The organism is Lampropedia hyalina DSM 16112 (assembly GCF_900129055.1).
Classification (GTDB): Bacteria; Pseudomonadota; Gammaproteobacteria; order Burkholderiales; family Burkholderiaceae_C; genus Lampropedia; species Lampropedia hyalina.
The window spans coordinates 14,626-37,261 of the sequence record NZ_FQUZ01000016.1; the positions used below are offsets into that span (position 1 = coordinate 14,626).

General features: G+C 60.7%; 15 protein-coding genes and 1 pseudogene. 6 read left to right on the top strand and 10 right to left on the bottom strand.

The window, feature by feature from the left end:
• Nucleotides 1-16: 16 nt before the first annotated feature.
• From BUE21_RS14485 to BUE21_RS07795, 3 genes and pseudogenes are all read right to left on the bottom strand, one after another.
• On the bottom strand, nucleotides 17-730 hold the full coding sequence (locus tag BUE21_RS14485; protein WP_073356173.1) for a GNAT family N-acetyltransferase: 714 nt from the start codon (nucleotides 728-730) through the stop codon (nucleotides 17-19).
• A gap of 18 nt (nucleotides 731-748) precedes the next feature.
• Nucleotides 749-1,450: pseudogene (locus BUE21_RS14490) on the bottom strand (glutamine amidotransferase); the annotation flags it as partial.
• A 68-nt stretch (nucleotides 1,451-1,518) separates the two neighbouring features.
• Nucleotides 1,519-2,733 carry a benzoate/H(+) symporter BenE family transporter gene (locus BUE21_RS07795; RefSeq protein WP_073356174.1) on the bottom strand — a complete coding sequence of 405 codons (1,215 nt, stop codon included), beginning with the start codon at nucleotides 2,731-2,733 and terminating at the stop codon, nucleotides 1,519-1,521.
• Between the two features lie 269 nt (nucleotides 2,734-3,002).
• Here BUE21_RS07795 and pdxR point away from each other — a divergent pair, with 269 nt between their 5' ends.
• Together pdxR and thiD are read left to right on the top strand one after the other, a co-directional pair.
• Complete coding sequence (gene pdxR / locus BUE21_RS07800) at nucleotides 3,003-4,487, top strand: MocR-like pyridoxine biosynthesis transcription factor PdxR (protein ID WP_073356129.1); 1,485 nt, start codon at nucleotides 3,003-3,005, stop codon at nucleotides 4,485-4,487.
• Between the two features lie 188 nt (nucleotides 4,488-4,675).
• On the top strand, nucleotides 4,676-5,518 hold the full coding sequence (gene thiD, locus BUE21_RS07805) for a bifunctional hydroxymethylpyrimidine kinase/phosphomethylpyrimidine kinase (protein ID WP_073356130.1): 843 nt from the start codon (nucleotides 4,676-4,678) through the stop codon (nucleotides 5,516-5,518).
• Nucleotides 5,519-5,534: 16 nt separating this feature from the next.
• On the opposite strand, the gene BUE21_RS07810 is transcribed toward thiD, so the two are convergent.
• The 4 genes from BUE21_RS07810 to dnaG all read right to left on the bottom strand — a co-directional run bounded on the left by BUE21_RS07810 (nucleotide 5,535) and on the right by dnaG (nucleotide 12,770).
• On the bottom strand, nucleotides 5,535-6,155 hold the full coding sequence (locus BUE21_RS07810; protein WP_073356131.1) for a DUF1415 domain-containing protein: 621 nt from the start codon (nucleotides 6,153-6,155) through the stop codon (nucleotides 5,535-5,537).
• On the bottom strand, nucleotides 6,152-7,957 hold the full coding sequence (locus tag BUE21_RS07815) for a hypothetical protein (protein ID WP_143164461.1): 1,806 nt from the start codon (nucleotides 7,955-7,957) through the stop codon (nucleotides 6,152-6,154). Before BUE21_RS07815 ends, BUE21_RS07810 begins: the two co-directional genes overlap by 4 nt.
• A gap of 154 nt (nucleotides 7,958-8,111) precedes the next feature.
• Complete coding sequence (gene rpoD / locus BUE21_RS07820; RefSeq protein ID WP_234971085.1) at nucleotides 8,112-10,325, bottom strand: RNA polymerase sigma factor RpoD; 2,214 nt, start codon at nucleotides 10,323-10,325, stop codon at nucleotides 8,112-8,114.
• A gap of 408 nt (nucleotides 10,326-10,733) precedes the next feature.
• Nucleotides 10,734-12,770 (bottom strand): DNA primase, encoded by a 2,037-nt coding sequence (gene dnaG, locus BUE21_RS07825; RefSeq protein WP_073356133.1) that lies wholly within the window; start codon nucleotides 12,768-12,770, stop codon nucleotides 10,734-10,736.
• 119 nt (nucleotides 12,771-12,889) lie between these two features.
• Between dnaG and BUE21_RS07830 the strand changes: the two genes are divergently transcribed.
• From BUE21_RS07830 to BUE21_RS07845, 4 genes are all read left to right on the top strand, one after another.
• Nucleotides 12,890-13,423, top strand: a complete 534-nt coding sequence (locus tag BUE21_RS07830) for a dihydrofolate reductase (RefSeq protein WP_073356134.1) — start codon at nucleotides 12,890-12,892, stop codon at nucleotides 13,421-13,423.
• Nucleotides 13,420-13,926 carry a pantetheine-phosphate adenylyltransferase gene (gene coaD / locus BUE21_RS07835; protein ID WP_073356135.1) on the top strand — a complete coding sequence of 169 codons (507 nt, stop codon included), beginning with the start codon at nucleotides 13,420-13,422 and terminating at the stop codon, nucleotides 13,924-13,926. The genes BUE21_RS07830 and coaD overlap by 4 nt, the downstream gene beginning before the upstream one ends.
• Before the next feature lie 48 nt (nucleotides 13,927-13,974).
• Entirely contained in the window at nucleotides 13,975-14,418 is a 444-nt protein-coding gene (locus tag BUE21_RS07840; protein WP_073356136.1) for a PaaI family thioesterase, read from the top strand.
• A gap of 260 nt (nucleotides 14,419-14,678) precedes the next feature.
• On the top strand, nucleotides 14,679-15,881 hold the full coding sequence (locus BUE21_RS07845; protein ID WP_073356175.1) for a benzoate/H(+) symporter BenE family transporter: 1,203 nt from the start codon (nucleotides 14,679-14,681) through the stop codon (nucleotides 15,879-15,881).
• Between the two features lie 269 nt (nucleotides 15,882-16,150).
• On the opposite strand, the gene BUE21_RS07850 is transcribed toward BUE21_RS07845, so the two are convergent.
• From BUE21_RS07850 to clpB, 3 genes are all read right to left on the bottom strand, one after another.
• Nucleotides 16,151-17,407 carry a glycosyltransferase family 4 protein gene (locus BUE21_RS07850; RefSeq protein ID WP_073356176.1) on the bottom strand — a complete coding sequence of 419 codons (1,257 nt, stop codon included), beginning with the start codon at nucleotides 17,405-17,407 and terminating at the stop codon, nucleotides 16,151-16,153.
• Nucleotides 17,408-17,639: 232 nt separating this feature from the next.
• Nucleotides 17,640-19,463 (bottom strand): hypothetical protein, encoded by a 1,824-nt coding sequence (locus BUE21_RS07855; protein ID WP_073356137.1) that lies wholly within the window; start codon nucleotides 19,461-19,463, stop codon nucleotides 17,640-17,642.
• A 432-nt stretch (nucleotides 19,464-19,895) separates the two neighbouring features.
• The gene (gene clpB, locus BUE21_RS07860; protein WP_073356138.1) at nucleotides 19,896-22,487 is read right to left on the bottom strand and encodes an ATP-dependent chaperone ClpB; all 2,592 of its coding nucleotides are present in this window, start codon (nucleotides 22,485-22,487) and stop codon (nucleotides 19,896-19,898) included.
• Between the last annotated feature and the right edge of the window lie 149 nt (nucleotides 22,488-22,636).

Genomic DNA, 22,636 nt, shown 5'->3' on the forward strand with positions numbered 1-22,636 from the left:
GAACCTGTCTGCGGCCTCAACTCTGGAGGCTCTCGCGCAGGCACTGGAGGCGGCGCAATTGCTGCCCTTGTGCATCGAAATTGCGCTCGTCCAGCCATGCCTGGAATGCGTTTTGCAGCAGCGGCCAGTCCTGGTCTGTCACGGCGAACCAGGCGGTGTCCCGGTTTCTGCCCTTGTAGATGAAGGCTTGCCGGAATACGCCTTCGGGCTGAAACCCGAGGCGTTCAGCGGCATGGCGCGACCGCTCGTTGAGGCTGTCGCACTTCCATTCACAGCGGCGGTATCGCAAGGTCTCGAAGACATACGACATCAGCAGGAAATGCGCTTCGGTGGCCATGCGAGAGCGTTGCAGAGCCGGTGAAAACGACACGAATCCCACTTCGATCACGCCATGTTCCGGTTGCTGGCGCATCAGTGCCAGGGTGCCCACGGCCAGCCCGGTGGATGAATCGACCACGGCATAGTGCAGTGGGTCCTGATGCCGGGTGATGTGTTCGACATGGTGGCGGTACTGCTCCAGGGTGTCGAATGGCCCCACGGACAGATACGCCCAGTCGCGCCCCTGCCGATCCTGCTGATAGGCATGAAACAAGGATTCGGCATGTGCGGCTGCCGACAGGGGTTCGACACGGCAAGTGCTGCCGTGCAAGGTCACTGGGCCGGGCAGGGGGCGCGGTTGCCAGTCTGGCATTCCAAAGCCCAGCGGTTGATCGGGGGTGGGTGCGGCCATGCGGTGGGCGTGGCTGGGTTGATCGGCCTCTGCCCTGTCCAGCCAATCGCCAAAAACCGCTTGCGCCGCTGCCGACAGCAATGGTTGCAATGCGTGGGCCTGGGTGCGAAGCTCGCGCGGGTCCAGTCCCGCTTGTGACAGTTCGCAGGCATGGCCGACCAGCCAGTGTTCGATTTGCTGCACATCGGCCTCCAGATGGCATTGCAATGCCAATACATGCCGACCGAGCGCAAATGCCTGGTGGGGGCATACATCGGTTCCGGCCAGCCGCACGGCATCGGCAGGGATGTCGAACTGATCGCCATGCCAGTGCAGCACCGGCACACGGCCCAGTGCGGCCAGCGGCGATGCCTCGCCCTCCAGTGTCAGGGTCAATGGCGCGTAGCCGATTTCCTTGACTCCCATGCTGCCGACGCGGGCACCGAGTGCGCGCGCAATCATCTGCGCCCCCAGACAGATGCCCAGCAAGGGTCTGCGGCTGTCCAGCCGCTGGCGCACCAATGCCATTTCAGCGGTGATGAATGGGTACAGGGCATCATCGAAAGCCCCGATGGGGCCACCCAATACGATCATCAGATCGGGGGACGCGACATCCAGTGCGTGCAGATCATCGACGGCGGCATCCACATAGCGCACGGTGTAGCCCCGTGCCTGGAGCAATGGCTCCAGTGTGCCCAGGTCTTCAAAGCAGACGTGGCGAATGGCAATGGCGGTTTTCATGGTGGTGGTTCCTGGTGGGTAGAGGTGGATGGGCGAAATGGGGGGCGGATGGGCTTTGCAGACCTTCCTTAAGTTTGAGGCAGGCGGGTTCTGGGCTGGGGCAGTCGTGCGTTGAGTGCCGCGTAGGCCACCAGGCCGATCATCAGGCCCCAGAATGCGCCGCCAATGCCCAGCAGCTTGATGTTGGCCGCTGCCGCCAGAAAGGTAATCAGCGAGGCTTCGCGGGTCTTGGCATCTGCCATGGCACTGGCCAGACTGCCACCGATGGTGCCCAGCAGGGCCAGCCCGGCCAGCGTGGTGATGAAAGTCGCCGGAAAGGCTGCGAACACCGCTGCCAGCGTGACCCCGAAGATGCCAACGAGAATGTAGAAGCTGCCTGCGGCGATACCGGCAATCCAGCGTTTGGATGGGTCTTCATGCGCTTCGCGGCCGGTGCAGATGGCGGCCGTGATCGCCGCGATGTTGAAGGCGTGCGAACCGAACGGAGCCATCAGCAGGGAACCCAGCCCGGTGATGGTCACAATCGGATTGGCACTGGTCTTGAACCCGTCGCCCCGCAGCACCAGCATGCCAGGCATGTATTGACCGGTCAGTGTGATGAGAAACAGCGGCAGTGCCACGCTCAGCAGGGTATTGACCGAGAATGCCGGCAGGGTGAAAACCGGTGCAGCAAACTTCAACTCCAGCCCAGACAGATCGATGCGGTTCTGGATGAGCAGAAAAGCCAGCCCCAGCACCAGAATGCCCACCACGGCATAGCGTGCGGTGAATCGTTTCAGCACCACATAGGCGACGATCAACAGCCCTGCCAGCAACGGATCGACATTCATGCCGCCAAAGGCCCCGATTCCGAACTGCAACAGAATGCCCGCCAGCAATCCGGCGGCCACTCCGGGCGGAATCAGCCGGATGACCTTTTCGAAACAGCCCGACAGTCCGAGCAGCACGAAGGCCGCAGCAGAAATCAGGTACGCGCCGACCGCCTCTGCGTAAGGGGTATGTGCCAGTGCCGTTACCAGGAAGGCTGCCGCTGGCGTGGACCATGCCGTGATGATCGGCTCGCGCGTCATGCCACTGAGAACCAGCCCCGTCACGCCCACCCCAATCGAGATCGACCATACCCACGAGGCGGTCAGCTCTGGGCTGAGTCCCGCCATTTTGGCGGCCTGAAACACCAGGATGAAGGTGCCACCGTAATTCACGATGACCGAAATCAGACCTGCCACGATGGGATGGATGAGGTCGCTTGGGCGAACGGGCGAATGCAAGGCAGCAGATGACATGGCGCAGGTGTGATTCTTGGGAACGTGGTACACGACTCGGTGATGAAGGTGAGTTTGTACCGGCAAAATGGCATGTTGTACCCATCCAATTTATGGAGTGGATACCCGCCATTGATTCAGACCCTAAGGCATGTCATCCATCAGGATGAGGGAGTCGCACTCCCACTCCCAATGGCGGGAGCGGTTTTACCGCCAGGGTTTTGCACACCTTCCCTGGCCTTAAAATGGTATGAAAAATACTGTCAATTATTGAACTGGATGCCAGCCAATTGTTCAAGCACGCCCAACTCGAATCCGTCAAAGCTTGGATGGGTGACCCTGTTCACCGGGCTTTGCCGCTGCATGCCCGCATTCAACGCGCGATTCGGCAATTGATTCTGGAGGGCGCATTGGAAGCAGGCAAGCCATTGCCTGCCTCACGCACTCTGGCGGAGTCACTGGGTGTTTCCCGCGATACAGTGGAGACGGCTTACAGCCAGTTGCATGCCGAAGGGTTCATTGAGCGGCGGGTGGGCAGCGGCAGCTTTGTGTCGTTGCGCACGCAAGTTGCGGGAAGGCGGGGGGCATCACCACGCCTGCAACCACCGCAGGAATCATTGCGCCTGAGTCGGCGGGGCACTGCCGTGTACCAAGGTGGCGGCTTGCGCGACTTTCTGATGCCGCGCCCTTTCGCTCCCGGTGTGCCGGAAACACGCAGCTTTCCGCTCCAGACCTGGGAGCGTTTGCAACGGCAGGTATTGCGGGAGTACGGCAGCCTGGCCCTGGCGCACAGCCCGCCACAGGGAGAGGAATCCTTGCGCCGTGCCATTGCGGATTACGTCAATCTTGAGCGGGGCGCACACGCCTGCCCGGAACGGGTGCTGGTATTGACCAGTTCGCAACAGGCATTCATGTTGTGCGCCACCGTGCTGCTCGATGCCGGTGATCGCATCTTCATGGAAGACCCGGCCTATCACGGCGCGCGCAAGGCTTTCGATGCGGCGGGCCTGGAATGCGTGCCCGTCGCGCTGGATGCCCAGGGCATGCAGGTGGCACACCTGCGCGATACCGCACAGCCAGCCAAGGCGGTTTCCCTGACACCCTCCCACCAGTTCCCGACCGGGGCCACGCTGTCGCTGGATCGGCGGCTGGCGGTCATTGAATGGGCGCGGCAGCATCAGGCCTGGATCATCGAGGACGACTACGACAGCGAGTTCCATTACGCGGGCAAACCCAATGCCTGCGTGCAGGGCCTGGACCCGTACGACCGGACGATCTACATCGGCACTTTCACCAAGTCGCTGTTTCCGGGACTGCGCATCGGCTATATGGTTCTGCCCCCGTCACTCGTGGAGCCGATGACTGTGGCGCGCAGCCTGCTGGACGGCCACAGTGCCACGATGGCGCAACTCACTCTGGCGCGTTTCATGGAAGGCGGTCATTTTGGTGCACATGTACGCGCCATGCGCAGCGTTTATGCCGAGCGGCGCGGTGTGCTCGCACAACTGGTGCGCAAACACCTGTCCGATTGGGTCGAACCCCAGGTGCCCGCAGGTGGCATGCAGATGCCATGCACCTTGGTGCGGGATATGCCAGAGCGCGCAGCCATTGAAGCGGCACACCGCGCTGGGATCGATTTATTGGGGCTGACGGGGCTGCATGCGTCGGGCAGGCACAGGGCCGGTTTTCTCATGGGGTTTGCTGCCTATGCCCCAACCGAACTGGAAATTGCCGTCAAGAAACTCGCGCATGTACTCCGGGCGTTGGAGCGTTGAACAAGTTCTGCAAAACCGGTGTGAGGCCGAACTCAATGCACTGCTGCGCCAGCCAGAGAACCCGTAGCCACTGCCCAGTGATGGCTGGTGCCGGTATGATGCCGGTGCCCGTGCTGCGATGGCGCGGCATATTCCGCCTGTTCGTTGTCCCTTTCCTCTTTTTTCGAGCGATTCGATTGCCTGCCACCATGACTGCCGACGTTCCTGCTTCCCAGCCTTTCATTCCGCGCGTTCTGAGCATTGCCGGTACCGACCCGACGGGGGGAGCCGGTATCCATGCCGACCTCAAAAGCATTGCCGCGAATCGGGGCTATGGCATGGCTGTGGTCACGGCCCTGGTGGCGCAGAACACGCAGGGCGTGCGCTGCGTGCACATTCCGCCCCTGGCGTTTCTGCGCGAGCAACTGGATGCGGTGAGCGATGACGTGCAGATCGATGCCATCAAGATCGGGATGCTGGGCAATGCCGACATCATTGGCGTGGTGCACGACTGGCTGGCACAGCACCGCGCACCTGTCGTGGTGCTGGACCCGGTGATGGTGGCCACCAGTGGCGATCGCCTGCTGGATGCCGCTGCCGAAGACGCATTGCGCAGCCTGCTGTCCTGTGCCGATTTGATTACCCCGAACATCCCGGAACTGGCGGTGCTGGCCCGGCAACCAATGGCGACGGACTGGCAGGCCGTGCTGGCGCAGGCAGGGCAGGTGGCGCAGCGGCATGGCATTCAGGTGCTGGCCAAGGGAGGCCATTTGCAGGGCGATTGGGCTCCCGACGCACTGGTGGCCCCCGATGGCCGGGTGCAGGAGTTTCCCGGCAAGCGCGTGCATACCCCGCATACCCACGGCACGGGCTGTTCGTATTCGTCCGCGCTGGCCACCTTGCAACCCCAGACCGGCGACTGGGCGCAGAGCGTGGCCCAGGCCAAGCAATGGCTCACACGCAGCATTGCCGATGCCTACACCCTTTCCGTTGGGCGTGGGCATGGCCCCATCAGCCATTTCGCCGCGCTGTGGGAGCACGCGGATTTCTGACGAACATCCTTTGTCGTTACGGCTGGGGCTTGCTGGCGGGTTCGTCCTGTAGCAATGCCTGCCAGCCTGGCAGTCCCAGTTTTTCCAGCACTTCGATGTTGCGCTCGAAAATCGCCTCGGCTTGCGGGTAGGCCTGCACCGCGCGGTCGATGCTGTCCTCGCGCAGCAGGTGCAGCGTGGGGTAGGGCGCGCGGTTGGTGAAGTTGCCCATGTCGTCCGGCTCGGTGTCGGCGAATTGGTAACGGGGATGAAAATCGGCAATCTGCAAGATGCCCACCAGATTCATGGCTTCCAGCACATCGTCGCATTCGGCCAGAAAATCGTTGAAGTCCAGAAAGTCCGCCAGCAAATCGGGCACGATCAGCAAGGTGGTATCGATCTCCTGCGGATCGGCATCGGCCAGCAGAATCAGCTCCCGCGCCAGTTCCTGCAACAGGGCTTTTTCATGGTGGGCCTGACTGACCACATAGCGCACCTGCCCCTTCACCTGCACGCTTTTGGCAAACGGGCACAGGTTCAGGCCGATCACCACCTTGTCCACCCACTGGCGGGTGCGGGCGATGGCAGTGCTGGCAGGGTCTGCGGTTGTGTGGTTGCCACTGGACGAGGCGGTGGTGGGATTGGTGGGTGTGGTCATGGGGATCGTGGTGGTTGTTTCAGGGTCAGCAGCACACCATCCGCGCCTTCGTATGGAACCGAGAACAGGTGCTGGTATTGTTGGGAGTCAAATGATTTGCCCCGGGTATTGATGGCGATCATGGAGGCATTGAACGCCTGCATTTTCTCGGCCAGTGCCTGCTCGGGCAAGATGGAAACGCCGTTTTCGTCCCAGCGTTCAAACTGGCCATAACGGCCCGGGCCAAAAATGTCGCCGATCAGGGTTCCGTGGAAGAAAAAGCGCGCATTTTCGAAGCCGATGCCAATCATGTTGCGGCCATGGGTGGCCATCAGCGCATTGGCATGCTGCATCACGGTATAGCCCATGGTGTTGTCCAGTTTTTCCTGCTGGGTTCGGATGGCGTGCAGCGCGTGCTGGGTGGACTTCTGGAAGTAGCAAAGGCTGGCGATCACGCACAGCACCACCGCGATCGAGGAGGCCCTCTGCTGCCAAGGTCTGAGCCGAATTGCATTCCACGCCGCCAGCATCAGGGTGGTCTGGGAGATCGCGTACACCAGCAGCACCGAAGCCATGCCCACGGCCGGGGCGATATAGCGCATGACTTGGCTGGAATAGAACCAGAACAGAAAATACAGCAGACTGGAAAAATAGAACAGGCGCAACGGAGGTGGCATTCGCGCAATGAACAGCACCGAGAGAAAGGCACAGGCTATCACCGGCAGTCTGGCTTTCCAGATGGCGTCCATCAGATTCAACAGGCTCTTGGCGGAGCCGTGCGAATGTTGTTCTGCTGCCTGGGCACGCCAGTCGGCTTCAGTCCAGAGAAAATGCCCGAAATAAGGGGAGCCAATCGGGTGCACCGGATCGCCGGAGATGACATAGCTGCGCAGATACCACCCACTGCCGAAGAAGCCAGCGACCAGGGCAAACACCAGGGCCTTGCGCCATTGCCGCTCCACGATGGCCATCCATGCAACCAGAATGCCCAGCAAGGGCAGGGCCAGGAACTTGCTGCCCACTGCCATGGCCATGCAAAGGGCAGACACCAGCAGCAGAAAGGTATTTTTTTCCTTGTTCTGCGTCCACAGCGCGATGGCAGCCACCGCTGCAAAACAGAACAGGCTCATCGCAATGTCGATATACGCATAGCCCAGCGAAATGCGAATGGCCGGAGTGGTGATGAACACCGCAATGGCAATCAAACCGGGCAGGGCGTTTCGGAACAGCCACTGGCAGACTGCGTGGATGCCCAGGCAGTGCAGGAACACCAGCATGCCATTGAAGCCCTGTGCCATGTGGGCATCGCCAAACAGCAGCCCAATGCCAAAGAGCATCTGAATGTTCTGCGGAAACAATGGAAAACGCACCCAGGGGTCGAGCACGATGCCACCGTTTTCCACATAGCCACGCGCCAGTGGCAGATGGTAGGAGGTATCGTCCCAATGCCCAGGGGCAATGAAACCCTGCATGATGAAGGAGCTGGCCAGCAGGAACAGTGCGAGCCACAGCCATCTGGAAGTTTTCGCCACGACAGGCGTGGACTGGTATTTTCTGTGGGTATGCCAGTACAGCCAGACGGCGAGCATGGCCATGCCTGCCATGGTTACCTTGTTGAACCACCCGGCCACTCCCAGCAGGAACGCGGCAAGGGCCACTGTGGTGATGCCCGTGCAGGCATCGAAAAACAGTTTCAGGGACAAATTGGGCCAGGAGAACCCTTGGGAATACCGCTGGATCAGCAGGGCATTGATGGAAGCTCCCAGCAGATACGAAAATGCCAGGAACAGCCATGAATACACATAGACATTGATGTATTGCATGTCGGGGTCGGTGGAAGACAGCCGGTGGGGGAGGGGGCATTTGCCACAAGAAAAAACAGCAATGCCCTGGTGCATCAGGGCATTGCTGTTTCAACAAGCTGGGCTCTGCATTGCTGCATGTGCCGTGTGCATGGCCAACGGCCCAGCGCAGGGTTTACAGCGAATCCAGGAAGCTGCGCAGTTTGTCGGAGCGGCTGGGGTGCTTGAGCTTGCGCAGGGCCTTGGCTTCGATCTGGCGAATGCGTTCGCGCGTGACATCGAACTGCTTGCCCACTTCTTCCAGTGTGTGGTCGGTGCTCATTTCGATGCCGAAACGCATGCGCAGCACCTTGGCTTCGCGCGGGGTCAGCGAATCGAGGATGTCCTTGACAATGTCGCGCAGGCCCGCCTGCATGGCCGCATCCATCGGGGCGACATTGCTGGAGTCCTCGATGAAGTCGCCCAGGTGGCTGTCGTCGTCGTCACCGATGGGCGTCTCCATCGAGATCGGCTCCTTGGCGATCTTCATGATCTTGCGGATTTTGTCTTCCGGGATGTCCATTTTTTCGGCCAGTATGGAGGCATCGGGCTCAAAGCCGAATTCCTGCAAGTGCTGGCGCGAGATGCGGTTCATCTTGTTGATCGTCTCGATCATGTGCACCGGGATGCGGATGGTGCGGGCCTGATCGGCGATCGAGCGCGTGATGGCCTGGCGAATCCACCAGGTGGCGTAGGTGGAGAATTTGAAGCCCCGGCGGAACTCGAACTTGTCCACGGCCTTCATCAGGCCGATGTTGCCTTCCTGAATCAGGTCGAGAAATTGCAGTCCCCGGTTCGTGTACTTCTTGGCAATGGAAATCACCAGGCGCAGGTTGGCCTCGATCATTTCCTTCTTGGCATCGCGCGAGGCTTTCTCGCCCGCCAGCATGCGCTTGTTGATGTTCTTGAGTTCGTCCAGCGGCACGACCACGCGGGTTTGCAGGTCGATGAGGCTTTGCTGAAGTTCCTGCACGGCGGGGATGTTGCGCCCCAGCACATCGCTCCAGCGTTTGCTGGCTGCGGCCTGTGCTTCTACCCACTGGAGGTTGAGCAGATTGGGCGGGAAGTCCTTGATGAACTGCTCCTGTGGCATGCCGCACTTGTCCACCACGATGGCCTTGATCTTGCGTTCGGCATCGCGCACTTCCTTGACGTGCTCGCGCACCAGATCGCACAGGGTCTCGATGGTCTTGGCGGTGAAGCGGATGGTCATCAGCTCGCGGGTGAGCAGGGCCTGTTGTGTGCGGTAGGCAGGCGTGCCGTAGCCTTCTTCCCGATAGGCCAGGTGCAGTGCCTCGAAGATGCCGCGCAGGTGGTCGAAGTGCTCCATTGCCTTGCGCTTGAGTTCTTCGAGCAGCTTGCTCATGGCCTTGGAGCCACCCTTGCCGTCGTCGTCATCGTCGTCGAATTCGTCGAAGTCCTCTTCGGCCACGAAGTCATCTGCCTGATCGGGGTCGGCAAAGCCGTCCACGATGGTGGTGATGAGCACCTTGTCCTCGCGGATTTCCTCGCCCATGTTGAGGATGGCGGCAATGATGGCGGGCGAGGTGCTGATGGCTTCCATCATGTCCTGCATGCCGCCTTCGATGCGCTTGGCAATCTCGATTTCGCCTTCGCGGGTGAGCAGCTCCACAGTGCCCATTTCGCGCATGTACATGCGCACCGGGTCGGTGGTGCGGCCAAATTCGCTGTCCACGTTGGAGAGGGCGGCTTCGGCTTCTTCCTCGGCCTCTTCCTCGGTGGTGACGTTCTGGCCGGTGTTGGACAGCAGCAGCGTCTCTGCATCGGGAGTCTGTTCATAGACGGCCACGCCCATGTCGCTGAGCAGGGAGACGACGACTTCCAGGGTTTCGGTCTCCACCAGCTTGTCGGGCAGGTGATCGTTGATTTCGCCATGCGTCAGGTAGCCACGGGTGCGCCCGAGCTTGATGAGGGTCTTGAGGCGTTCGCGGCGTTCCTTGTCTTCCTCTTCGGACAGGACGGTTTCATCCAGGCCGAATTCCTTCATCAGCGCGCGTTCCTTGGCCTTGCTGACCTTCATGCGCAGGGGCTTGGCCTTTTCCGCGCCGGAGTCGGCGGCATCGGTGGTTTCTTCCTCGGCTTCCTCGATGTCGAGATCGCTGCTGTCGTCCATCTCCACGTCCAGGTCATCGTCGATATCGTCGATGTCATCGGCCTTGCTCTTGGCGGATTTGGCCGACGTGGTTTTGCTCTTGGTGGTTTTGCTGGCCTTGCGAGCAGTGGTCTTGGTCGGCGTGCCGGTGGCAGCGGCGTCCAGTGGCACTTCGTCGTCGGCAGCGTCGGTTGTTTTGCGGGTGGTTTTGGCTGGGCGGGAGCTGGATGTGGACACGGCAGTAAAAAGTTGGATGGAATTCAGGAAAAAGCCCGTTGCTTCAGTAGGCCTGCATGGGCATTGGCCCCATCCGTACCGCTGGCGGGGTAAAGATGGTCTGGAGCATGGGCGGTTGTTTCTTCAGCGTCAAGGGGCGTGATAGGGCGGCAGATGGGCAGGGGCAGACAGATACCACGACAGCGCGCCCCTCCGCCATGCAGTGCGATGGCACTTGGAGGGGCACTGGATGGCAGGGTTCCATTCCACAGCAATACCACGCAGGGCAAGATGTCTGGGCGATCATTTGGTGTGCAGTCCTTGCGGATGTGGAGGCGGTGGTATTGGTGGCCCACGCTTGCCTGCCCCGGAGGTGCTGCTGTCGCTCTTGCGGCTGCAATGCCCATATTGTACTGAAGTTGCGCCATTTCAAGGCGGTGCGGTGCGACCACTTTTCATGGCGGCACGCTGGCGCAGGAGGGACTGGAGCTGGTGCCGGGCTTCGGGGTTGTGGACGAACTCCTGTTGCAGCCGTTCGATCTGCTCGGTGATCTGGTTGTCGATGATGCCGTTGAGTGTGCTTTGCAGCTCCAGGGCGGCATCGTCCAGGGTGTTCTGGCCGATGAATTCGATGCGCGCCGCCAGCCGCTGGAGGCCGGGGTGGTGCGGGGTGTCTGCCAGTGCCAGGGCCAGTTGTGGCCAGGCCTGTGCGCCGTGCTGCAAGTGCTGTTCTTCCAGCCAGCCAAAAATCTGCCCGACGGGAGGGGCGAGCTTGCGCAGAATGTGCAGGTCTTTTTCGCTGAGCGCGTCCAGCAGGGCGGTGTGCGCCAGCAGAATGCAGAGAGCCTGTTCATCGCGGCTGACAGGCCGGGGGCGGTTCAGCCCGTGTGTCGGCGCATGGCTCCGCACAGATGGCCGTGGATACCGGGGCGGTGGTGTCTTGCCTGTGGCGTGGCCTGATGGGCTGGCATGGGGGGGTGCATGGGGGGGTGCATGGGGGGGTGCATGGGGGGGTGCATGGGGTGGCGCGGCGAACGGTGCCCAGTCCGCCGCAGGCATGGGGTCCGGGCTGGCAGGGAAGTCTTCGTTCAGCCACTGCGCATCGGGCGGGGCTTCGCTGGCCCATGATTCATTCGGTGGGCTGGTGGCCGCAGGGGCGGGCGTGGCGGCATCCAGATGCCAGAGTTGTTGCAGGCTGGCCGGGGCCATCTGTGCCTGCTGGGCAATTGCATCGAAAATCTGGATTTTCAGGGCGTTGTGCGGCAGCAGTTGCCACAGGGGGCGGGCCTGATGGCTCATGCGGGCGCGGCCTTCCGGGGTGGACAGATCGCAATCCTGCCGTGCCACTTCCAGCAGGTACTGGCTCATGGGCATGGCCTGCTGCACCTTGTCGGCAAAAGCTTCAGGGCCGTGGTCGCGGATGAAGCTGTCGGGGTCGTGCTCCTTGGGAAGGAACAGGAAAGTCACAGTGCGCGTGTCGGTGATGAGCGGCAAGGCGCATTCCAGGGCCTTGCGGGCGGCATTGCGCCCGGCGTTGTCGCCGTCGAAGGCGAACACGATGCGGTCGGTGTGCCGGAACAACAGTTGCACATGCGCCGGGCCGCAGGCCGTGCCCAGCGTCGCCACTGCCTGCCCGAAGCCCCATTGCGCCAGCGCAATCACATCCATATAGCCCTCGCAGACCAGTGCGTAGCCCGCCTGGGCGATGGCTCTTTTGCCTTCGTACAGTCCGTAGAGTTCACGGCCTTTGTGGAACAGCGGCGTTTCGGGCGAATTCAGGTACTTGGGCTGGCCGTCACCCAGAATGCGGCCACCAAAGCCGATGCACTCGCCGCGCAGGTTGCGGATGGGGAACATCAGCCGGTCACGGAAGCGGTCGTAGCGGCGGTGGGTTTCCTCGCGGAAGATCACCAGGCCGCATTCTTCCAGCCGGGGGTCGGCATAGTCCGGGAATACGCTGGCAAGCGCATGTTCTCCCGGCGGGGCATAGCCCAGCGCGTAGCGTGCCGCCAGCTCGCCGGATACCCCGCGTTTCTTCAGGTACTGGATGGTGCTGGCCGAGTGGCGCAGGTGCTGTTTGTAGGCCTGCATGGCCTTGGCGTTGAGTTCCGTCAGGGTCAGGCGGGTTTCCTTGGCCTGCTGGCGGCGGGCTTCCTCCTGGGGACTGATGTTTTCGCGTGGCACCTGCATACCGGCGCGTTGCGCCAGGTCTTCCACGGCATCGACGAAGCCCACATTCGTGTAGTCCATCAGAAAGCGCAGGGCATCACCGTTCTTGCCACAGCCAAAGCAATGGTAGAACTGCTTGCTGGGGCTGACCGTGAAAGAAGGGCTTTTCTCGTCGTGAAACGGGCACAGGCCCATCAGGTTCACGCCCCCCTTCTTCAATGTGACGTAACGCCCCACCACATCGACAATGTCGGTGCGCTCCAGCAGGTCGTCGATGAAGGATTGTGGAATGGTCACGGCAAGGGCAGGTACAGGCAGGGGAGGGAGTGCGGTATTATCCCCCGTGCTAGGGCGTGTCATCATTTAGATTCCCCAGCATTCTTCCGATTCCAGCTTGTCACGAAAGTCCCGCATCCATGCCAGAACCCCAGTTTTCCCCAGCCACCCGCGTGGCCCTGGTGGCCGCCGTTGCCGCCAATGGCGTGATTGGCCGTGATGGTCGCCTGCCCTGGCATTTCCCGGCCGATCTCCAGTATTTCAAGGCACTCACCAGTGGCCACCGCATCGTCATGGGGCGCAACACCTGGCAGTCCTTTCCCCGGCCACTGCCCCACCGTGAGCATGTGGTCATCACCTCGCAGAAGCTGGACGTGCCCGATGGGGTGATCGTCGTCGCTTCCATGCAGCAAGCCTTGGCCTTGCCGGGCGCAAGCCCGACCGTGTTCGTCATTGGCGGGCATCGTGCCTACCAGGAGGCCTTGACCTATGCCACGGATGTCTATCTGACGGAAATCGATGCCGATGTGCCGGGCGATACCCGTTTCCCCGACTGGGATCGCAGTGGCTTTGCCGTGGCCGACAGCCAAAGTGGCCAAAGCGATATTCAGGGCATCGGTTCCGGCATTGCCTACCGATTCGTGCATTACCACCGACAGGGAGCCAGCGCATGAGCCATACCCGACTCGCCGTGTACCCCGGCAGTTTCGACCCCATCACACTGGGGCATGAAGACATGATCCGCCGCACCGCCGGCCTGTTTGGCTCGGTCATCGTGGCCGTGGCCGCTGCCCACCACAAGAAAACCATGTTCAGCCTCGGCGAGCGCATCGACATGGTGCAGCAGGTGCTGCACGACGTGCCCAACATCCAGGTCAAAAGCTACAGTGGCCTGATGCGCGACTTCGTCGTGGAGCATGGCATCCATGTCATGGTGCGCGGCGTTCGCAGCGTCACCGATTTTGACTACGAGATGCAACTGGCAGGCATGAACCGGGGCCTCATGCCCGACGTGGAAACCGTCTTTCTGCCGCCTGACGTGCGCTACCAGTTCATCAGCAGCACCTATGTGCGCGAAATTGCCACACTGCATGGCGAAGTGCAGAAATTCGTCTCGCCCACCGTGTACCAACGCCTGCTGGCGCGGGTGCGTGAGCGAGAGCAGGCCGCAGGCTGACTTTGCGCTGCTCACACCACTGTTCAGTCCACCCCCAAGGAGCCTCTCATGCCGGACATCACCGTTCAATCCAACGCCTCTGATTTGTTGTTCGACCTTCCCATGCCGCTGACCCAGGCTTTCGGGCTGGAAGGGCTGGCCATTGGCAACGACCAGGCCACGGTGCGCATGCCCTACACCCCGGCCTACACCAACAGCCGGGGGGAAGTGCATGGCGGGGCATTCTCCACCCTGCTCGATTGCACCCTCGCCAGTGCCTGCCGTGCCCACGACCCGGCACGGTATGGCGTGCTCACCGTGGACTTGACGGTGCATTTTCTGGCCACGGCACGAACGGCCGTGATCGCCACCGCTACCTGTGAGCGACGCGGTGGCTCCCTGAGCTTCGCATGCGGTCAGGTACACGACGAGGATGGCAAGCTGCTGGCACTGGCCACCGGCACCTTCAAGCTGGTGGAGCGCAAACCGGCAGACAGTTCCGGTCAGGGCTGACCATACAACGATCGTGCTATCTTGAGAGGGTTCTCCAGGCTGCCGTCATTCCGGCGAAGGCCGGAATCCAGTGAGGACGTTGCAAAAAACACCGTTATTTCCAAGCGGCATATGGGGTGACTGGATTCCGGCCTTCGCCGGAATGACGGGTTGAAAGCATTGACGCTTTGCAAAAATTCAGCCACGATTCGTGCCAGCAGGCATGGATCGTGCGGGAAGATAATCTGCTTTTTGCATTGGCCTTCCCCTGGACTTTTTCCATGCCTGACGCTCCCCATCCTGCTTCCAGCACTGTCACCCCGCATCGGCCTTTCTGGCGCGATTTTTCCCTCTCGGCTCTGGTGGCCGGTTTTGTTACCGTGCTGGTGGGCTATACCAGCTCGGCCGTCATCGTGTTTCAGGCTGGGCAGGCACTGGGCGCGTCTGCCCAGCAGATCGGCTCCTGGATGGGGGCCTTGGGGCTGGGCATGGGCATCACCTGCATCGTGCTGTCGCTGCGTTATCGCATCCCGGTGGTCACGGCCTGGTCTACCCCAGGAGCGGCCATGCTCATGGGCAGTGCAGCGGGTCTGCCGCTGACCGATGCCATAGGGGCTTTTCTGCTGTCTGCCATGTTGGTGGCGTGGGTGGGGTATTCCGGCTGGTTCGAGAAAATCATGGGCCGTATTCCGATGGCCCTTGCCTCGGGAATGCTGGCCGGGGTGCTGCTGCGCTTTGGGCTGGATGCCTTTGTGGCCGTGCAGACCCAGCCGCTGATGGTGCTTGCCATGTTGCTGGCTTATCTGCTGGCGCGTCGCTGGCTGGCCCGTTATGCGGTGCTGCTTACCCTGCTGGTGGGCGTGCTGGTGGCTGCTGCTCAAGGCTTGCTGCATTTCGAGACCGTGCAGTGGCAAGGGGTGCAACCGCAATGGGTGACTCCCACATTTTCGTGGGCGGCTCTTTTTGGCATTGCCCTGCCATTGTTCGTCGTCACCATGACCTCGCAGAATGTGCCTGGTGTCGTCGTGGCGCGTGCTGCGGGCTACGCCTTGCCGGTTTCGCCAGTATTGGGGTTTGTGGGCGTGGTCAATGCCGTGCTGGCGGCCTTTGGTGCGTACGCCATGAACCTGGCAGCCATCACTGCCGCCATCTGCATGGGGCCACAGGCCCACGAAGACCCAAACAAACGCTATGTGGCAGCCGTCATGGCAGGGATGTTCTATCTGGTGGCAGGCTTGCTGGGCGGTGCCGTGGTGGCCTTGCTGGCGGCCTTCCCCAAGGAGCTGGTCATGGCCATCGCCGGGATTGCCCTACTGGGAACCATTGCCAGCAGTCTGGTGGCGGCCTTGCAGCAGGAAGCCGACCGTGAACCGGCACTGGTGGCATTTCTGGTCACCGCTTCCGGCCTGAGCATGGCCGGCATCGGCGCGGCATTCTGGGGACTGGTGGCCGGGGTGCTGGCCCTGTGGTTGCGGCGAGCCTGATATAACCGTCAGGAGCTGGCTAGGGCGTGTCATCATGTAGATTCGCCTCCGCGTTGGAGTCCAAAAAGGCTGTGAGCAAGGCGCAAAACACAGCAAGGCTTTTGCTTTGCGAGGCTTTGCAACGCCGCGCACGGCCTTTTTGGATCCAACCCTTCGGGCCAGCGTGCCCCGACAGGCCACTCGTCGTTGCACACCTTGCCCGTATCGACATACGGGCGGCGGCGTGCGCCTAGATTGGCCTGCCGGGGCGCACTGGCGCGGGGGTGAATCTACATGATGACACGCCCTAGCGCAGTCACCCAATCCAACTGGCGAGGCAGGCACACGGTGTTGAGGTCATAGGTGCTGGTGGCCAGCGCGCGGGCATTGGCTCCCAGCCGCTGCCGGGCTGCGGGGTCGTCCAGTAAAGCGCATACCTGCTGGGCCAGCTCTGCTGGATCAAAGAAATTCACCAGCCTGCCGGTTTCGTCGTGCCGAATTACCTCATGCAGGGGCTTGGTGTCGCTGGCCACAATGGCACAGCCTGCGCTCATGGCTTCCAGCAGGCTCCAGGACAGCACAAATGGGTAGGTCAGGTACACATGCACGCTGGAGAGTTGCAGCAGCGGAATGAAATATTGGTAAGGCACGGTTCCCAGAAAATGCACCCGACTCCAGTCGCTATCGCTGATCTGGGGGCGTACTTCACTGGCAAAAATATCCTTCCACTTGCGGCCACCTTCTGGCCGTGCCCCGTAGCTCACATCATCGCCTCCCACAATCAATATGCGCGCCTGGGGCTTGCGCCGCAAAAGCTCCGGCAATGCCCGCATGAAGACATGGTATCCCCGGTACGGCTCCAGGTTGCGATTGACGAAGGTGACCACTTCATTCTGCCGTGACAGACTAATCTGCTGGCCTGCACTGGTTTTCAGTGTCAGGCGCACTGCGGGGTTGGGTGCCACCGCCTGGGTATCGATCCCATCGTGCACGACCGTGATCCGGTTGCGGAAGGGTTCCGGGAACGTGCTGGCCTGCCAATGCGTGGGGCTGATGCCCGCATCGGCATCGTCGAAGTGCAGCAGATTATTGAGGTTTTTCAAGCGCAGGCGATTGGCATTGCCTTGCTCCCTGACGGGAAACTCAGGGTCGAAACCGGCATCTGCGCCATGCTGGTTGTAGAAAAATTCGCAGTAAATGCCCAGCTTGGCATGGGGCCAGACATCCTTCAGAAACAGGCTCTCGCCCCAGCCATGGTGGGCAATGATGACATCCGGTACAAAGCCCTGTGCCTTCAGTGCCTGCGCGGCTTCCCAGCATGCCTGGCCACGAATCACCTTGGCTTCAAAATCCTTGACCCACGGATGCACGTCGGCAGCAGAACCACGCTCTGCTTTGTATGTGTGAACCTGCACGCCCTGCCATTGGCCAGCATGGGAGGGTTGTCGCATGCACAGGGCGTGAACCACATGCCCCTGGCGCACCAGCGCGGGGGCCAAAAACTTGAATTGGGCGGGGAAGTTCTGGTGGATGAAGAGAATATTCATGGTGGTGGCAACATCGATGAAATAGCTGCCCATCATAAAGCCACCTTACTTGGTTCAGTGCTTGAGCTATTGCTGTCTGGAAGCTGGGGGCGGTAGCCATGCAAGTTCATGTGAAAACAGGAAAAACAAGCAGACATGAAAAAAGGCAGGTGGGGTACCTGCCTTTTTTTTGACACCACATTGGAACCTGGGTACAGGTTCCAATGATCGGAATCAAGCGATAAGCGAGGGCTTATCGTGTGTAACGGTGGTTGAAAGTAGCACCGATGCTGAATGAACCGTTGGCACTGTAGGAAGCGTAGCCATAAACAGGCAGGCGACCGTTGGAGCCAGGCACGGTGTTGTTGAAGATGAACTGTGCCCAACCTTCGTTGAACGAAGCACCTACGCCCACGTTTGCAGGGTTAGTGGAGGTAACGTTGTCCAGACGCACGATTTGTGTAATCAGATCGCTGCCCAGTACAAAGCCACCGTTGCTGCCGTCCACGTTGTTGGCATCACGGAAACGCCATACGCTGGCTTCACCTGGCAGAACAGGTTGGGTTGGCAGTGCGAATGGCGAAACCACGGGTGCGTCGCTGTCCACTTCTTCACGGTTCCAGACCGAGAAGTCTTCGATGGAGTTCACCACGATGGTGTTGTTCGCGATGCTGGAGTTAAAGCCAGCACCAGTTGAACGCCAGTAGTTGCTGGTGGTGTTTTCCCAGATGGCACCTGCCTGACCCAGGGCCACGGCATAACGGCGTGTAGGCGACGAGAGGACCCAGTCGGTCGCGAAGTAGGAGTCGTAACCGTTGATGTACTCGTTGACCACGGTCTTGACTGCGAACTCGCGCGACAGTTCGTTGGCCTGGGCATCCGAACGTCTGCCAGGATTCAGTTGCCATGCAGCCAGGGCGTTCTGGTATGTCACCATGTTTGCAACGTAGGTGTTGGCTGCTGTCTGGAAAGCAGCTACGCTGCCGCTTGGCACATAACCGTAGGTCACGCTCGGGGTACCAGCAGACACGGCAGTCAGGCCCACAGCGTTGGTGGTACTACCACCGAAGGCTGTAGGATCAGGTCTTGCGGGTTCTGTAGGCCGGGTGGCACTGGTGCTGGCACCAACATAGGGAGTGGACAGATCCGGGAAGTCAAAGAACTGGGCTGTCGAGTTTGCAGCTGGATCCAGGCGCAGCACAGGGTCAGCGGTGCGGCTGGCGATGGTGTCAGCCAGAGTACCCAGTGCAGGGTCTACGTAGTTGTAGGCCTGGCGCACTTGTGGGAACAGCACGAAGTTACCGGCAGTCACATTGCCGTTAGGATCTTCTGCTGCGATGGCAGTGGCTTCACCGCTGTTCACGACTGCCTTGGGCACGTTCAGAACCAGCCAGTTGGCAAACAGACCAGTGGTCGGGAAGTCATAGCCAGTGGTTTGGGCCACGGACCATTGTGTGATGTTTTGGGCTGCGGAGTGATGGTTTTCCACCAGGGTGCCGCAAGCAGGCGAGCCACCTGTGGGAGTGTGCTTGATGGCACCCCACAGTTGGTTGGTCACACCATTGACGACGGGAGGAATGTCGGCAGTGTTGATCAAGTACACATAGCCTTCGCGGGTTTCGTTTGCACCCTTGGTGGCGGTAGGCAGACGCAGATCCTTGAACTTGCTTTGCGGGCCGTTCAGGTTGGCGTACAACTCAGCTTTGCGGGGAACCGTGCAGCTGGTGTCGGTGGAGTGGATTTCGCTGAAGCCGTCGGCATTTTGCTGAACGGTGGCGTTCCAGACATCGCCAGGAGACAGGTACACATAGAAGTCGAACAGGTCATCCGAGTTGCGTGCGCCACGGAAGCTGATCTTGACGGCCTTACCATTGACGGTATCGGTGTTCACCAGGTTCAGGGTGGTGGTGTTGTTGTCCTGTGTGGAGAAATAAGGAACAGTCAGGATCTGGCCGATGCCGTCAGGTTGAACGGCCAAAGATGCGCCAGTGCTGTTTTGATTGACGATGACATCAGCATGTGCCACGCCGCCAGCCAGAGCAGCCAGTGCGCCCAGGGCGAGAAGACTTTTTTTCATGAGAACTCCGTTAAGAGAAAGAGTGGTTTGAAACCGTAACTAATCCAAGACATAGCTACGCTTTTGATATTAGCACAAAGGCGCAAGCCGACACAGCAATTTTTTGGAGTTGTGTGGAGTGGCTGTTGTCGCGGACGGGGTGTGCTTGCGGCGTGCGCCATTTTGCCGTGTGCTGCGGAGAAAATTCTCCATGATGGGGAACCTTGACTATTGATTTGGATGGGTTCTTTGCGCAAGATCAATTTTCTTGCGGTCGATTGGCTGGCAGAAAAAGATCAGTGGGCGTAAGGACACTCCAGCAGCAGCATGGTTGCTGTCCATCGCGGCTCTGCTTGAGTCGTTGCAGATACGATACAGTTTCATTTGCGAAGCAAAAAAACAACACGAATGGATGCCCTTGGTTGCTGGTCATCCATTCGTGTGTCTGGTGCATCAGTTGAACTGGAACTCACCGGGTTTGGTGACCGGATCGACGGTGACGCGGATGGTGCTGCGGGGGGCGAACTGGCCTTGCAGCAGCAGTTTGGAGAGCGGGTTTTCGATGCGTTGCTGGATGGCACGCTTGAGTGGACGCGCGCCAAACACCGGGTCGAAGCCGACCTTGGCCAGTTCGGCCAGTGCTGCATCCGATACTTCCAGGTGCAGCTCCAGTTTGTCCAGCCGCTGTTGCAGCACGCGAAGCTGGATTTGGGCGATGGCTTCGATGTTTTTCGCGTCCAGTCCGTGGAAGACCACGGTTTCGTCGATGCGGTTGAGGAATTCCGGGCGGAAGTGGTTTTTCAGTTCACCCCAGACGGCTTCCTTGACGATGTCATAGTCCTGCCCGGCCAGTTCCTGGATCAGGAAGGAGCCGATGTTGCTGGTCATGATGATGACGGTGTTCTTGAAGTCCACAGTGCGGCCCTGGCCGTCGGTGAGGCGGCCGTCGTCGAGCACTTGCAGCAGCACGTTGAATACGTCCGGGTGGGCTTTTTCCACTTCGTCGAGCAGCACGACGCTGTAGGGCTTGCGGCGCACGGCTTCGGTGAGGTAGCCGCCTTCGTCGTAGCCGACGTAGCCGGGAGGCGCGCCAATGAGCCGTGCCACGGAGTGTTTCTCCATGAATTCGCTCATGTCGATGCGGATGAGGTGGTCTTCGCTGTCGAACAGGAAGGAGGCCAGCGTCTTGCACAGCTCGGTCTTGCCCACGCCGGTGGGGCCAAGGAACAGGAAGCTGCCCAATGGGCGGTTGGGGTCGGAGAGGCCGGAGCGGGAGCGGCGGATGGCGTCGGCCACGGCACTGACGGCTTCGTCCTGGCCGACGACGCGACGGTGCAGGGCTTGTTCCATGTGCAGCAGTTTTTCGCGCTCGCCCTGCATCATTTTGCTGACCGGGATGCCGGTGGCACGGCTGACGACTTCGGCGATTTCATCGGCTCCGACCTGGGTGCGCAGCAGCTTGTGGGTGGATGCGGTGCTGTCGGCGGCATCTTCCTTGGCCTGGGCTTCCTGCAACTGTTTTTCCAGCGCGGGCAGTTTGCCGTATTGCAGTTCGGCAACTTTGTTGAAGTCGCCCAGCCGGGTGGCTTCCTGAATCTGGAAGCGCAACTGGTCGAGGTCCTTGCGCAGTTGCTCGGTGCCCTGGGCACTGGCTTTTTCGGCTTTCCAGATTTCTTCCAGGTCGGCGTATTCGCGTTCGACCTTGCTGAGTTCTTCCTCGATGAGGCTCAGGCGTTTCTGCGAGGCATCGTCGGTTTCCTTTTTCATGGCCTCGCGCTCGATCTTGAGCTGGATGATGCGGCGGTCGAGCTTGTCCATGACTTCCGGCTTGGAGTCGATTTCGATCTTGATCTTGGCGGCAGCCTCGTCGATCAGGTCGATGGCTTTGTCGGGCAAAAAGCGGTCGGTGATGTAGCGTGCCGAGAGTTCGGCCGCAGCGACGATGGCCGGGTCGGTGATGTCCACTCCGTGGTGGACTTCGTATTTTTCTTGCAGCCCACGCAGGATGGCAATGGTGTCTTCGACGCTGGGTTCTTCCACCAGCACTTTCTGGAAGCGGCGTTCCAGCGCGGCATCCTTTTCGATGTATTTGCGGTATTCGTCGAGGGTGGTGGCACCGATGCAGTGCAGTTCGCCCCGTGCGAGGGCAGGCTTGAGCATGTTGCCCGCGTCGATGGCTCCTTCGGCCTTGCCCGCACCGACCATGGTATGGATTTCGTCGATGAAGAGGATGATGCGGCCTTCTTCCTGGGAGACTTCCTTGAGCACGGCCTTGAGGCGTTCCTCGAATTCGCCCCGGTATTTGGCTCCGGCGAGCAGCCCGGCCATGTCGAGCACAAGCACTTGCTTGTCGCGCAGGGTGTCGGGGACTTCGCCATTGACGATGCGCTGTGCCAGTCCTTCGACGATGGCGGTCTTGCCCACGCCGGGTTCGCCGATGAGCACGGGGTTGTTCTTGCTGCGGCGTTGCAGCACCTGAATGGCGCGGCGGATTTCGTCGTCGCGGCCGATGACGGGGTCGAGCTTGCCGCTGCGGGCGCGTTCGGTGAGGTCGAGCGTGTATTTCTTCAGTGCTTCGCGCTGGCCTTCGGCATCGGCACTGTCCACGCCCTGGCCACCGCGCACGGCATCGATGGCCGCTTCGAGGCTTTTGCGGGTGAGGCCGTGTTCGCGGGCGATGCGTCCGGCTTCGTCCTTGCTGTCGGTGAGGGCGAGCAGAAAGAGTTCGCTGGCGATGAACTGATCGCCGCGCTTGAGGGCTTCTTTCTCGGTGGCCTGCAAGGCTTTGCCAAGATCGGGGCTGGGTTGCACATCACTTTGGCCTTGCACTTGCGGCAGGCGTTGGACGGCGGCGGTGGCCGCCTGGGCGAGGGCATTGACATTGACCCCGGCGCGTTGCAGCAGGGCACGCGGCCCGTCCTGCTGCTGGAGCATGGCTGCCAGCAGGTGCAGGGGCTGGATGTAGGCATGGTCGTTGGCCAGTGCCAAGGATTGGGCATCGCCCAGGGCTTCCTGGAATTTGGTGGTGAGTTTGTCGAGTCGCATGGATGAAAATCCTCCTGTATGTCCCTGATCTAAGGTCGTGCGGGAGGTGTTTCAAGCCGTTTGCACGAAAAAAGCCCCCAACGAGGCCAACATAAAAAAAGCCCTTTGCCGCAGTGTGAACGGGCAAAGGGCGGGGTGGAGCAGGCAGG